The 13,560-nt window shown below is 73.0% G+C and carries 11 protein-coding genes; 7 read left to right on the top strand and 4 right to left on the bottom strand.

Annotation, left to right across the window (positions count from 1 at the left end; genetic code table 11):
- The first annotated feature begins 107 nt into the window (after positions 1 to 107).
- From IE255_RS29045 to IE255_RS29020, 6 genes are all read left to right on the top strand, one after another.
- The gene (locus tag IE255_RS29045; protein ID WP_190053364.1) at positions 108 to 1,367 is read left to right on the top strand and encodes a PucR family transcriptional regulator; all 1,260 of its coding nucleotides are present in this window, start codon (positions 108 to 110) and stop codon (positions 1,365 to 1,367) included.
- A 102-nt stretch (positions 1,368 to 1,469) separates the two neighbouring features.
- Positions 1,470 to 2,789 carry a vanadium-dependent haloperoxidase gene (locus IE255_RS29040; protein ID WP_229906640.1) on the top strand — a complete coding sequence of 440 codons (1,320 nt, stop codon included), beginning with the start codon at positions 1,470 to 1,472 and terminating at the stop codon, positions 2,787 to 2,789.
- Positions 2,790 to 2,898: 109 nt separating this feature from the next.
- Positions 2,899 to 4,392: an ABC transporter substrate-binding protein gene (locus IE255_RS29035; protein WP_190053363.1), complete on the top strand. Its 1,494-nt coding sequence runs from the start codon at positions 2,899 to 2,901 to the stop codon at positions 4,390 to 4,392.
- Complete coding sequence (locus IE255_RS29030; protein ID WP_190053362.1) at positions 4,389 to 6,143, top strand: ABC transporter permease subunit; 1,755 nt, start codon at positions 4,389 to 4,391, stop codon at positions 6,141 to 6,143. The genes IE255_RS29035 and IE255_RS29030 overlap by 4 nt, the downstream gene beginning before the upstream one ends.
- Entirely contained in the window at positions 6,133 to 7,101 is a 969-nt protein-coding gene (locus IE255_RS29025) for an ABC transporter ATP-binding protein (protein ID WP_190053361.1), read from the top strand. The genes IE255_RS29030 and IE255_RS29025 overlap by 11 nt, the downstream gene beginning before the upstream one ends.
- On the top strand, positions 7,098 to 7,778 hold the full coding sequence (locus IE255_RS29020) for an ATP-binding cassette domain-containing protein (RefSeq protein WP_190053360.1): 681 nt from the start codon (positions 7,098 to 7,100) through the stop codon (positions 7,776 to 7,778). The genes IE255_RS29025 and IE255_RS29020 overlap by 4 nt, the downstream gene beginning before the upstream one ends.
- Here the strand turns inward: IE255_RS29020 and IE255_RS29015 are convergent.
- Positions 7,765 to 8,343, bottom strand: coding sequence for a TetR/AcrR family transcriptional regulator (locus IE255_RS29015; protein ID WP_190053359.1), 579 nt, complete (start codon positions 8,341 to 8,343; stop codon positions 7,765 to 7,767). The two genes, IE255_RS29020 and IE255_RS29015, sit on opposite strands and share 14 nt — an antisense overlap.
- A gap of 86 nt (positions 8,344 to 8,429) precedes the next feature.
- On the opposite strand from IE255_RS29015, the gene IE255_RS29010 reads away from it, so the two are divergent.
- Positions 8,430 to 9,986 (top strand): MFS transporter, encoded by a 1,557-nt coding sequence (locus IE255_RS29010; RefSeq protein WP_190053358.1) that lies wholly within the window; start codon positions 8,430 to 8,432, stop codon positions 9,984 to 9,986.
- A gap of 53 nt (positions 9,987 to 10,039) precedes the next feature.
- Here the strand turns inward: IE255_RS29010 and serA are convergent, their stop codons facing one another.
- The 3 genes from serA to ilvN form a co-directional block, all read right to left on the bottom strand.
- The gene (gene serA, locus IE255_RS29005; protein ID WP_190053357.1) at positions 10,040 to 11,629 is read right to left on the bottom strand and encodes a phosphoglycerate dehydrogenase; all 1,590 of its coding nucleotides are present in this window, start codon (positions 11,627 to 11,629) and stop codon (positions 10,040 to 10,042) included.
- Positions 11,630 to 11,898: 269 nt separating this feature from the next.
- Positions 11,899 to 12,897 (bottom strand): ketol-acid reductoisomerase, encoded by a 999-nt coding sequence (gene ilvC / locus IE255_RS29000; RefSeq protein WP_190053356.1) that lies wholly within the window; start codon positions 12,895 to 12,897, stop codon positions 11,899 to 11,901.
- A gap of 121 nt (positions 12,898 to 13,018) precedes the next feature.
- Positions 13,019 to 13,543, bottom strand: a complete 525-nt coding sequence (ilvN, locus tag IE255_RS28995) for an acetolactate synthase small subunit (RefSeq protein ID WP_010048631.1) — start codon at positions 13,541 to 13,543, stop codon at positions 13,019 to 13,021.
- Positions 13,544 to 13,560 lie beyond the last annotated feature (17 nt).

The raw sequence follows: 13,560 nt of genomic DNA, 5'->3' as shown, positions 1-13,560 counted from the left end.
CCTAAGGATCCCTCCGATCGTCGGCCATCGACAGCTGTCACGCATCCGTGCCGCAGATCTCAGACAGATGTATGAAGGCCGCCTTTGGAGTGCGGGACAATGCCCGCATGACGTCGGAACACAGGGGCGACTACGAGGAGCTGGTCGACGAGATCTCGGAGCTGCTCGGCGCGCCCGCGACGCTGGAGAACCGGGACTTCGAGCTGATCGCCTTCGGGGCGTACGACAGCGAGGGCGACCTCGATCCGTCGGCCCTGGACCCGGTGCGCACCCGCTCGATCCTCACCCGCCGCTCGACGGCGGCCGTCCGGGCCTGGTTCGAGGGCTTCGGCATCACGCGCGCGACGGGCCCGGTCCGTATCCCTCCGACTCCGGAGGCCGGCGTCTACCGGGGCCGGATCTGCCTGCCCGTCCGTCACCGGGGCGTGGTCCACGGCTATGTGTGGCTGCTGGACGACGACCCCGGTCCGAGCGAACGGCAGCTGTCCGCCGCCATGGGGGTCACGGCCCGGATCGGCGCCCTGCTCGCCGACGAGGCCCAGCACGGCGCCGACCTCAGCCGCGAGCTGCGGGCGGTGCTCACCGCCGAGCGCGGCTGGCAGCGCGACATGGCCATCGCGGAACTCCGCACCGCCCTCGGCCCGCGCGCCGACGTCCCGCACACGGTGGTGTGCGTCGCCCCCTGGCCCTCGGCCGACCCCGACGACGCCCCGTCGGTCCGCGCGATGCCGGGCGCGACCGCGCTGTGCACCCTGCCGTGGGGGGCGACGGCCCAGTGCGTCGCCGTGCTGATCCGGCTCCGCTCCACGGACGTACCGACGCCGGCCATGACGGCGGCGGGGCGGCTGCTGGAACGGGCGCGCGGCGGAGCCGGCCCGGGCGTCCCACCAGGGGGGCGGACGGGTACGGCCCCGCGCGGAGCGGGCGAGGCCGCCGCCGGTGTTGCCACCCCCCGCTCGGGCCTCGCCGAGCTGGGAACGGCCTGGTGGGAGGCGTCGGCGGCGGCGCGGGCCGCGCTGGCGGAGCCCCGGCTGGGGCCCGTGGCCGAGTGGGCGTCGATCGGGCCGTTCCGGCTGCTCACCGCCCTGCCGCCGGAGGTGGCCCGCGACCCCGTCGTGCACACCCTGCTCTTCCCCGTCCACCAGGAGTTCGCCCGGACCGCCGAGGTCTACCTCGACTGCGCCGGCCAGGCCGCCCGGGCCGCCGCCGAGCTGGGCATCCACCGCCAGACCCTCTACTACCGCCTCTCCCGGATCGAGAAGCTCACGGGCCTGGACCTGGACGACGGGGAGGACCGGCTGCTCCTCCACATGACGCTGAAGGGGGCGCGGCTCACCCACGGCGAGGCCGGCGGGCCGTCCGGGTGAGACCTGTCGCCCGAACGGGCGGTTTGCGGGACGGGCCCACACCCTCCGGCGCCGCGCGTGGTCACGGTTCTCCCGGTGTGCCATCGGCTGGGAGGAGTGCACGTGCGGAACCGACGCGCCTGGTCTGCGACGCGAACGGTGGTGGCGGGGCTGGCCTGCGGGGTGCTCGCGCTCGGACTGCCGGGCGCCCCCGCGAGTGCCGGTCCCGGCCCTGCCGCCCGAGCGGCGTCCGGGCCCGAGTACACCGGCCAGGGCGAACGGAGCCCCTCGGCCGTCATCGAGTGGATGCGCACGGCGGATGCCACCATCGAGGCCGAGGCCCGCCCGACCCCGGGCGAGCTTTTCATCTGGCAGGCCTACGTCTCCACCGCCGTCTACAACGCCGTCGTCGGCGTCGAGGGCCGCTTCACCCCGTACAAGTGGGACGAGCGGGCGCCTGGTACGGCCTCGTCCGCGGCGGCCGCCGCCGCGGCGGCGCACCAGGTGCTGCGCCATCACTTCCCCGGGGCCGCGCCCCGGCTGGACGCCGCCCTTACCGGCACCCTCGCGACGATCCCCGACGGCGAGGCCGAGGACCAGGGCGTCGCGTTCGGGAAGCTCGCCGCCCACCACATCATCGACCTCCGCCGCGACGACGGCCGCGGCGCGTCGGTGCCCTTCCCCGTCCACCCGCGCCCCGGCGTCTGGCGGCCCACCCCGCCCGGACACGAGCCCTTCACCAGTGCCTGGATCGGCAGGGTCCGGCCGCTGCTGATGGACTCCCCGCACCAGTTCCGCCCCGGCCCGCCGCCGGCGCTCCGCTCCGCCCGGTACGCGAAGGACCTCGCCGAACTGGCCCACTACGGAGGCCGGACCGGCTCGCTCCGGTCCCCCGAACAGACGGAAACGGCACGGTACTTCGTGGCCCTGGACCTGCAAGGGGCCCTGGCCGACCACGCCGGCCGGCACGGCTTCGACATCGCGGAGACGGCACGCCTGTACGCGGCGGCCAACACGGCCCAGGCGGACGCGGTCATCGCCGCCTGGGACGCCAAACTCCACTACGGCACCTGGCGGCCCGTGACCGCCATCCGGGAGGCGGACACCGACGGCAACCCGGCGACCCGGGCGGACCGGCACTGGGAACCGCTGCTCGTCACCCCGGCGCACCCCGACTACCTCAGCGGCCACGCCACCATGGGCGGCGCGCTGATGCGCATGCTGACCGGGGTCCTCGGCACCTCCCGCGTCGACCTGCGCATCCGGTCGATCACCACCGGCGCGACCCGCCACTACCGCGATGCGCACGAGTACGAACGGGACGTCGTCGACGCCCGGGTCTGGGGCGGGATCCACACCCGGACGGCCGACGAGGTGGGCAGCGACACCGGTCGGCGGCTCGCGGCCTGGGCGCTGCGGACGTACTTCCGTCCTCTCCCCTGACGAAGGCACGTCGGGGGCGCCTCACGAGACCCCTCTTCTGAAAACGATTGTCATCATGTTACGGTCATGGCGAGTTCAACCATTTACCAGGCCTTGACCGAGGTGTCCCGTGCGCGTCCCCGCTCGTCTCGTCCCCCTCACCGCCCTCACCGCGGTCTCCGCCCTGCTCACCGGCTGCTTCAGCGGCTCGGAGCCGGCCGCGGACGACTCCGGGCCGGGAGGCAAACGCATACGCGTCGCCATGCTCCAGCCGCCCCGCTCCGGCCTCTCCCCGCTCTCCGACGACGCGTTCAAGCTGTCGCGCTGGTCGACCGCCGAGACCCTGGTCAAGCTGGACAAGGAGGGCGACGCCCAGCCAGCGCTCGCCACCGAGTGGAAGCAGTCCGGGAAGAGCTGGACCTTCACCCTCCGCGACGGCGTCACCTTCCACGACGGTACGAAGCTCACCCCCGAGGCCGTCGTCGCCTCCCTCACCAAGGCCGCCACCGCCTCTCCCAAGCCCCGCATCCTCGACGGCGTGGAGCTGACCGCGAAGGCCGAGGGCGACCAGGTCACCGTCACCACCGCCACCGTGGACCCCCTGGTCCCGCAGCGCCTGAGCTCCCCGCAGCTGTCGATCCTGGCGGCCAGGGCGTACAAGGGGAAGACGGTCGACCCCGTCGGCGCGGGCACCGGCCCGTTCGAGCTGACGAAGGTGAACGGCACCTCCTCCGCCACCCTCGACCGCTACGACGACTACTGGGGCGAGAAGGCCAAGGCCCCCGGTATCGACGTGAAGTTCGTGCCCGACGGCACCGCCCGCGCGGCGGCGCTCCGCAGCGGCGAGGCCGACATCGCCGAGGCGATCCCCGTCTCCCAGGCCGCCGTCCTCGACCAGGACCTCATCACCGAGGTCCCGATGCCGCGCACCAACACCCTCTACCTCAACACCGCGAAGGGCGCCTTCAAGAACCCCGCGCTGCGGGCGGCGGCCCGCGAGGCCATCGACGCCAAGGCCATCGTGGAGGGCGTCTACGAAGGCCGCGCCGATGTCGCCGAGGGCCTGCTCGGCCCCGCGCTACCCTGGGCCGCCGAGCTGCGCACGCCCGTGAAGCACGCCACGGCCGGCAAGGCGAACGGCCAGACCATCACCATCGGCACGTACACCGACCGCTCCGAGATGCCCGAGGTCGCCGCCGCGCTGCAACAGCAGCTCCAGAAGGCCGGGTTCAAGGTCAAGCTGGACGTGCGCGAGTACACGAACATCGAGTCCGACGCGCTCGCGGGCCGCTTCGACGCGTTCGTCCTCTCCCGCGCCACCGTCCTCGACTCCGGCGACCCGGCCGCGTACCTCTACAGCGACTTCGCCTCCGACGGCAGCTTCAACCTCTCCCGCTTCGCGGACCCGGAGGCCGACAAGGCCCTCAGGAAGGCCGCCGACACGCCGGTCGGGGATGCCCGCCGCAAGGCGATCGTCCAGGCCGAGGCCGCCGTGCTCGCCCAGGACGCGGCCGTCCCCATGCTCCATGAGCGGGTGATCCAGGGCGACGCCGCCGGTGTCGTGAACGCCGCGCACGACCCGCGCGAGCGGGAACTCGTCACCGCGGAGACCTACATCAAGTGAGGTTCGCAGCGAAGAAGGCGGCCGGGCTGACCCGCTGCGCCGGTCTGGTCGCCGTCCTGGCCGTCGTCGGGCTCCTGCCCTGGCTCTCCCACCGCGACCCGGCGCTCACCGTGCTGCGCGCCCGGTCGGCCGAGCAGGAGGCGACCGAGGAGGCGCTGTCGGCGATCCGCGCGGACCTCGGGCTGGACGCCGGTCCGCTGTCCCTGCTGGGGAGGTGGGCCGCCGACCTGCTGCGCGGCGACTTCGGCACCTCCTGGGTGTCGGGCCACGAGGTCCTGCCGTCCGTGCTCGCCGGACTCCAGGTGTCCCTGGGGCTGATGGGCGCGGCGCTCGCCGTGGCGGTGCTGCTGGCCGCCGCGCTGGTGGCGCCGGTGCTGGTGCGCGGGCGCGGCTCGGCCGGGGCGTTCGCCGCCATGCTGGCCGCCGTGCCCGAGTTCCTGCTGGCCACCGTCGTGCTGCTGGTGTTCGGGGTCTGGCTCGGGTGGCTGCCGACGTCCGGCTGGCAGAGCGCCGAATACATGGTGCTGCCCGCGCTCGCCCTCGGCGTCCCCGCGGGCGGACTGCTCGGGCGGCTGGTGGCGGACGCGCTGCCCGCCGTGCTCGACGAGCGGTGGGTGGAGCTGTGGCGCGGCGCCGGAGTGAGCCGGGCGCGGATCGCGGGGGCGGCGCTGCGGCGCGTCCTGCCGCCGCTGGTCCCGCAGTTCGGGATGGTCGCCGTCGGCCTGACCGGCGGCGCGGTGGCCGTGGAGACGGTGTTCGCGGTGCCGGGCATCGGGCGTACGGCCCTCGGCGCGGCCCGGTCGCAGGACCTGCCGCTGCTCCAGGGCGCGGTCCTCGCGCTGCTGCTGCTCGGCCTGGTCGCGGGCGCGCTCGCGGCGGGCGTACGGCGCCGGCTGCTCGGGCCCGCGCTGCGGGACGCCGGTCTGACGCTGCCGCCGGCCCGCCCGGTCCGCGCGCACCCGGCGGTACCGGTGACGCTCGCCGCCGTCCTGCTCCTCACCATCGGCTGGGGGCTGCTGCGCGACCCCTACGCCGTGGACACCACCGTCCGGCTCGCCGCGCCCTCCTGGGCGCACCCGCTGGGCACCGACGGACTCGGCCGTGACGTGCTCGCCCGCCTCGGCCACGGCGCCGCCTCGACGGTCGGCACGGCGACGGCCGTCGGCCTGCTGGGCCTGCTGATCGCTCTTCTGCTGGGCTTTCTGCCGGGGATCGCGGCGGGCGCGGCGGACATCGCCAACGCCCTGCCCCCGGTGATCGTCGGCATCCTGGTCGCGGCGGCCGTCGGACCCGGCACCGGCGGCGCGGCCCTCGCGGTCGCCCTGATCTCCTGGCCGGCCCTGTCCGCGCACGCGGCGGCGCTGGTGCAGGAGGTGCGGGCGTCGGCGTTCCTCACCGCCCAACGCGCCATCGGGGCGAGCCCGTTCTGGATCCTCACCCGGCACGTCCTGCCGTCCGTGGCCGGCCCGGTCGCCCGGCACGCCCTGCTGCGCCTGCCGGGCATCGCCCTGGCCCTGGCCTCGCTGGGCTTCCTGGGCCTGGGCGCCCAGCCGCCCGCCCCCGAGTGGGGACTGCTGCTGGAGGAGTCCCGAGCCTATGTGGAACGCGCCCCCTGGGCGGCCCTCGCCCCGGCGGTCGCGCTGGCCCTGCTGGCCGGGCTCGCGGTGTCGGGCGCGGCGCTCACACAGGGCCGCCGGGTACGGCGAGCCACCCCGGCTCCGGTCAGGAAGGAGGCCCCCGTTGGCGTCTGAGGCACTGCTCTCCGTCCGCGATCTCCGGATCGCCTTCGACGGGGTCGAGGCCGTGCGCGGCCTGTCCTTCGACGTGCGCCCGCGCGAGGCGCTGGCGATCGTCGGCGAGTCGGGAGCGGGCAAGTCCCTCACGGCCCGCGCGCTCCTCGGCATGCTGCCGCGCGGCGCGACCACGAGCGGGACGATCAGCCCGGACCTCTCCGCCCACCGCGGCCGCCGCATCTCCCTGGTCCCGCAGGACGCCCTGTCCGCCCTGTCCCCCGTGCACCCGGTCGGCGACCAGCTCGCCGCCGCCGTACGGTCGGTGGCCGGGGTCTCCCGCAAGGAGGCCCGGGCCCGGGCGGTCGCGGCCCTGGACCGCGTCGGCATCCCGGACGCGGCGCGCAGGGCGCGGGCCTACCCGCACGAGTACTCCGGCGGCATGCGGCAGCGCGCGGTGATCGCCATGGCGACGATCAACGAACCCGACATCGTCGTCGCCGACGAACCCACCACGGCGCTCGACGAGGAGCGCCGCGACCAGGTGCTGCGGCTGCTCGCCGAGCAGCGTGCGGCGGTCGACGCCGCGCTCGTGCTGGTCACGCACGACATGGACGTCGTCCAGGGCCACGCGGACCGCGTGCTGGTCATGTACGCGGGGCGCCTCACCGAACTCGGCCCGGCGGACGAGGTGCTGGCCCGTCCCCGCGCCCCCTACACTGCCGGTCTGCTCGCGTCCCTCCCGCAGCACGCGCCCCCGGGCCGCCGTCTGCCCGCCCTGCGCGGCACCCCGCCCGTCCCGGGCGCGCTCCCGCCGGGCTGCGCCTTCGCCCCGCGCTGCCCGCTCGCGGCCGAGGCCTGCCACACGGCGGAACCGGAGCCCCGGCAGGCCGCCGGACGCCTGGTCGCCTGCCACCGCTGGGAGGAACTGCCCCACCCGGCGACCGAGTTGTTCCTCAAGGAGCGGCAGCCCGTATGAGTGATCCCCTGCTCGACGTCCGCGACCTGGTCGTCCGCTACGGACAGGTCACCGCCGTGGACGGCGTCTCGTTCTCCCTGGCCGCCGGCGAGACCCTCGCCCTGAACGGCCCGTCCGGCTGCGGCAAGTCCTCCACGGCCCTCGCGGTGCTCCAGCTGCGCCGCCCGGACAGCGGCGAAGTCCGTTTCGAAGGCCGGGAGTTGACGACCCTCCCGGAACCCGAGCTGCGCCCGCTGCGGCCCCGTATGCAGCCCGTCTTCCAGGACCCGTACGGCTCGCTCAGCCCCCGCCACCGCATCCGGGACGCCATCGCCGAGCCCCTGAAGGTCCAGGGCCGCTGGGACCCGGAGAAGGGTCCGGCCCGCGTCGCCGAACTCCTCGACCGCGTCGGCCTCGACCCCGCGTACGGCGACCGCCGGCCGCACGAGCTCTCCGGCGGCCAGTGCCAGCGCGCCGGCATCGCCCGCGCCCTGGCCTCCGACCCGCGCCTGCTGGTCCTGGACGAGCCGGTGTCGTCGCTCGACCCGTCGGTGCGCGCGGGCGTGCTGAACCTGCTCGCCGACCTCCAGGACGACCTGGGCCTCGGCTACCTGTTCATCTGCCACGACCGGGCGGTCGTCCGGCACGTCGCGGACCGGGTGATCGAGATGCGCGAGGGGCGCGTCACGTCCGGGTAGCGGCGTCGATCACCTTGCGGAGCCCCTCGGCGAGCTGGCCGGCCTCGGGCGCGCTCTTGGGGTCGATGGTCCACTGCGCCATGAGGCCCATCATCAGGGTCAGATAGAAGTAGCCGAGGGTGTCCACGTCCTCCTCGGGGACGTCGTCCTCGTGCCCGCCGTGGAAGAGCGTGACGATGCCGCGCGCCCCTTCCCGCTGGGCCCGTGCGAGATGCTCGCGCACCTCCGGCAGCTGGTCGCCCATGGCCACGATCTCCATGCTGAGCCGCCACAGCGAGCCGGGCTCCCGCATGGTGCCGATGATGTTCGCCCACACCTCGGCGAACCGCTCCGGCGACCCCGGCTCCCCCCGCAGCTCGCCGCTCCCTTCGAAGGCGTCGGACATCCCCTCCACCATCTCGACGTACGCCTGCGCCAGCAACGCGTCCTTCGATCCGTAGTGGTAGCCGATCGACGCCAGGTTGGTCCCCGACTCCTTGACGATGTCGCGCGCGGTCGTACGCAGGAAGCCCTTCGCCAGCAGGCAGCGCTTGGCGCCCGCCAGCAGATCCTCACGGTGTCCCATGCCGCCTCACCCTACTCCAGCATCCAGACGAGCGTCTTAAACGACCGTACTAGACAAGCGTTTAAGACGCTCGTACAGTCCTGCCCATGACGACGACACCGCACCCTCCTTCGCTCGCCGGCCGCCGTGAATGGACGGCTCTCGGCGTGCTGATGCTCCCGCTGCTGCTGGTCTCGATGGACGTCTCGGTCCTCTACTTCGCGGTCCCCGAGATCAGCGCCGACCTGGAGCCCACCGGCACCCAGCAACTGTGGATCTTCGACATCTACGGCTTCGTCCTGGCCGGCCTGCTGATGACGATGGGCGCGGTCGGCGACCGGATCGGCCGCCGCCGGCTCCTGCTGATCGGCGCCGCCGCCTTCGGTGCCGCCTCACTGGCCGCGGCGTACGCCCACAGCGCCGAGGCCCTGATCGCGGCCCGCGCGGTGCTGGGCATCGGCGGCGCGACGCTGATGCCGTCGACGCTGGCGCTGGTCCGCACGATGTTCACCGACCCCGCGCAGCGCGCGAAGGCGATCGCCCTGTGGTCCGGTGTGATGACGGGCGGCGTCGCGCTCGGCTCGGTGATGAGCGGCCTGCTCGTCGAGTACTTCTGGTGGGGCTCGGTCTTCCTGGTCAACCTGCCCGCGATGGCGCTGCTTCTGGTCCTCGGCCCGATCCTGCTGCCCGAGTCGCGCAACCCCTCCCCCGGCCGCTTCGACCGGCTGAGCGTGCCGCTGTCGATGGCCGCGGTGCTCCCGGTGATCTACGGCCTGAAGGAGATCACGACGGACGGCTGGAACGTCCGCTACGTCGTCTCGATCACCGTCGGCCTGCTCTTCGCGGCCCTCTTCGTCCACCGCCAGCGCACCGCCGCCTCGCCCATGATCCCGCCCGCGCTGTTCCGCCGCCGGGGGTTCGGGCCCGCGGTCGTGCTGAACCTGCTCTCCCTGTTCGCGATGATGGGCTCGGCGTACTTCACGACCCAGTACATCCAGTCGGTGGCCGGCAAGAGCGCGCTGGAGGCGGCCCTGTGGGCACTGCTCCCGTCGGTGCCGATCGGCCTGGCGGCCCCGCTCGGCACCCGACTGGTCGCGAAGGGCGTCTCCCGCGCCACCGTCGTCGCGGCGGGCTTCACCATCGCCGCGGGCGGCTATGTCCTGCTGGCGCTCGCCGGCACCGGGTCGCTGTGGCTGCTGCTGACCGCGTGTGGCGTCCTGGCCTGCGGCATCGTCCTGGCGACCACCCAGATCATGGACCTCGCCATGGGCGCCGCCCCGGTGGAACGGGCGTCCACCGCCTCCTCCCTGATGGAGACCGGCGCGGAGTTCGGCGGGGCGCTGGGCATGGCGGTGCTGGGCTCGATCGGCACGGCGGTCTACCGCCAGGAGATCCCCGGCTCCGCCCCGGCCCCCGCCCACGAGACGCTGGGCGGCGCCCTGGCCGTGGCCGAGCAACTGCCGGGACGCGCGGGGGACGTCCTGGCGACGGCGGCCCGCGAGGCCTTCACCAGCGGCATGCACGCGGCGGCGATCGCGGGCGCGGCCCTGCTGCTGGGCGCGGCGGCACTCGCGGCGATCATGCTCCGGCGGGTGCCCGGCCCCGAGGAGCCGGGCACGAAAAACGCCGGACGAGCTGACCGACTCAGCCCGTCCGGCGCTTGAGGACGAGCCCGTTCAGGGCGAACGGGGGCCCGGGGGCCGAGCCCCCGGGAAGGTCACACCAGGTTCACCGAACGAGCGGAGGTCGCGCCGATCTCCGCCGCCACCTCGGCCAGCACCCCGGAGGTCACCGTGTCGTCGACGGTCAGCACGGCCAGCGCCTCGCCGCCGGCGACCGCACGCGACACCTGCATGCCGGCGATGTTGATGCCCGCCTCGCCGAGGATGCGGCCCACCGTGCCGACGACACCCGGGCGGTCCTCGTACTTCAGCACCACCATGTGCTCGGCGAGCGCGAGGTCGACGTCGTAGTCCCCGACGGCGACGATCTTCTGGAGGTGCTTCGGACCGGCCAGCGTGCCGGAGACCGACACCTCCTCGCCGTCGGCGAGGGTGCCGCGCACCGTGACGACGTTGCGGTGCTCGCTCGCCTCGGAGCTGGTGGTCAGACGCACCTCGACACCGCGCTCCTGGGCGAACAGCGGGGCGTTGACGTAGGACACCGTCTCGTCGACGACGTCCTCGAAGACCCCCTTGAGGGCGGACAGCTCCAGCACCTTCACGTCGTGCTGGGTGATCTCGCCGTACACCTCGACGTCCAGACGGACCGCGACCTCACCGGCGAGCGCCGTGAAGATCCGGCCCAGGCGCTCGGCGAGCGGCAGACCCGGCTTGACGTCCTCGGCGATGACACCGCCCTGCACGTTCACCGCGTCCGGCACCAGCTCGCCGGCGAGCGCGAGGCGCACCGAGCGGGCGACGGCGATACCGGCCTTCTCCTGCGCCTCGTCCGTGGAGGCACCGAGGTGCGGGGTGGCCACGACCTGGTCGAACTCGAACAGCGGGGAGTCCGTGCACGGCTCCTTCGCGTACACGTCGAGACCGGCGCCGGCGACCCGGCCCTCCTTGAGGGCGGAGTACAGCGCCTCCTCGTCGACGATCCCGCCGCGCGCGGCGTTGACGATGCGCACGCTCGGCTTGACCTTGCGCAGCGCCTCGTCGCCGATCAGGCCGAGGGTCTCGGGGGTCTTGGGGAGGTGGACGGTGATGAAGTCGGAGACCTCCAGCAGCTCGTCCAGCGACAGGACCTTGACGCCCATCTGCGCGGCCCGGGCCGGCTGCACGTACGGGTCGTAGGCTACGACCTTCATGCCGAAGGCGGACATGCGCTGCGCGACGAGCGCGCCGATGCGGCCCAGACCCACGACACCCAGGGTCTTCTCGGCGAGCTCCACACCCGTGTACTTGCTGCGCTTCCACTCGCCGTTCTTCAGCGCGGCGTTGGCCTGCGGAATGTTCCGGGCGGTGGCGAGGAGCAGACCGCAGGCCAGCTCGGCGGCGGTCACGATGTTCGAGGTGGGGGCGTTGACGACCATCACGCCGGCCTTGGTGGCGGCGGAGACGTCCACGTTGTCCAGGCCGACGCCGGCTCGTGCGACGACCTTCAGCTTCTTCGCGGCGGCGATCGCCTCGGCGTCGACCTTGGTGGCCGAGCGGATCAGGATCGCGTCGACGTCGGCGATGGCGGGGAGCAGCTCGGCGCGGTCCGCGCCGTTGCAGTGCCGGATCTCGAAGTCCGGGCCCAGCGCGTCGACGGTGGCGGGCGACAGCTCTTCAGCGATGAGTACGACGGGTTTCGAGCTCACGTGAGTCCTCACAAGTCCAGTGCTGCGGACGGCCGTCCCGACGGCCGCAGGCGGTGGAGGGGTGCTTGCCGCGTGGAAGACGCACGACGCTGTGGGCCTGACGCGTATGTAGTGCAGCAGTCTAGTGGCGCATGGGGCGTCGTCTTACGCCGCTGCGGAAGGATCACCCGTCCGTGGACGGACGGGATGGACAACGCCGTACCTCCGACGTTACCCCGGGTTGACCGAAGGGGCCGGAGCAGCTCGCTCCGGCCCCTTGGCCGTGAGGCTTACGCCTCCTCGTCGACCCAGCTCATGAGCTTGCGCAGCTCCTTGCCGGTGGTCTCCAGGAGGTGCTCGGAGTCCTGCTTCTTGTACTCGTTGTACTTCTTCAGACCGCCGTGGTACTCGTCCATCCACTGCTGGGCGAAGGAGCCGTCCTGGATCTCGGCGAGGACCTTCTTCATCTCGGCCTTGGTGGCGTCCGTGATGATGCGCGGGCCGGTGACGTAGTCGCCCCACTCGGCGGTCTCGGAGATCGACCAGCGCATCTTCTCCAGGCCGCCCTCGTACATGAGGTCCACGATCAGCTTCAGCTCGTGCAGGCACTCGAAGTAGGCGATCTCCGGCTGGTAGCCCGCCTCGGTCAGCGTCTCGAAGCCGGCCTTGACCAGCGCGGCCGTACCACCGCAGAGGACGGCCTGCTCACCGAACAGGTCGGTCTCGGTCTCCTCGGTGAAGGTCGTCTTGATGACGCCGGCGCGGGTGCCGCCGATGCCCTTGGCGTACGACAGGGCCAGTGCGAAGGCGTTGCCGGAGGCGTCCTGCTCGACGGCGGCGATGCACGGAACGCCGCGGCCCTCCTCGTACTGGCGGCGCACCAGGTGGCCCGGGCCCTTCGGGGCGACCATGCAGACGTCGACACCGGCCGGGGGCTTGATGAAGCCGTAGCGGATGTTCAGGCCGTGGCCGAAGAACAGCGCGTCGCCGTCCTTCAGGTTGGGGGCGATGTGCTCCTCGTAGACCTGGGCCTGGATGGGGTCCGGGACGAGGATCATGATGACGTCGGCCTCGGCGGCGGCCTCCGCGGGGGTCACCACGCGCAGGCCCTGCTCCTCGGCCTTGGCCTTGGACTTGGAGCCCTCGTGCAGACCGACGCGGACGTCGACACCCGAGTCACGGAGCGACAGCGCGTGGGCGTGGCCCTGGCTGCCGTACCCGATGACCGCGACCTTGCGGCCCTGGATGATGGACAGGTCGGCGTCGGCGTCGTAGAACAGCTCGGCCACTTTGGGTTCTCTCCTCGGGAGTGCAGGTGTTGCGTCCCACCGTATGACGGAGGGCGGAAGGGAAGTCTGAGGGTCTCGGAATACGGGCGGCCGACGACGCGCCGACCGCCCGTTTCGGGTCTTACGCCGACCGGTCCAGGGCGCGCAGCGACCGGTCCGTGATGGAACGGGCGCCGCGGCCGATCGCGATCGTGCCGGACTGGACGAGTTCCTTGATGCCGTACGGCTCCAGCATCTTGAGCATGGCGGACAGCTTCTCGCCGGATCCGGTGGCCTCGATGGTGACGGCCTCCGGGGAGACGTCGACCGTCTTGGCGCGGAACAGCTGGACGATCTCGACGATCTGGGAGCGCGTCTCGTTGTCGGCGCGCACCTTCACCAGGACGAGTTCGCGCTGCACCGCCTGCGACGGCTCCAGCTCGACGATCTTCAGCACGTTGACGAGCTTGTTGAGCTGCTTGGTGACCTGCTCCAGCGGCAGGTCCTCCACGCCCACGACGATGGTGATGCGGGAGATGTCGGGGTGCTCGGTGACACCGACGGCGAGCGAGTCGATGTTGAAGCCGCGGCGGGAGAACAGCGCGGCGATCCGGGCGAGGATGCCGGGGGTGTTCTCCACCAGGACGGAGAGCGTGTGCTTGGACATGATCTCTTCGGTCTCTC

Origin of the sequence: Streptomyces lomondensis, from assembly GCF_014651035.1 — a bacterium.
In the GTDB taxonomy this organism is placed as follows: Bacteria; Actinomycetota; Actinomycetes; order Streptomycetales; family Streptomycetaceae; genus Streptomyces; species Streptomyces lomondensis.
The sequence above is the reverse complement of the archived record's forward strand: the minus strand, read 5'-3'. Positions and strand labels throughout refer to the sequence as shown.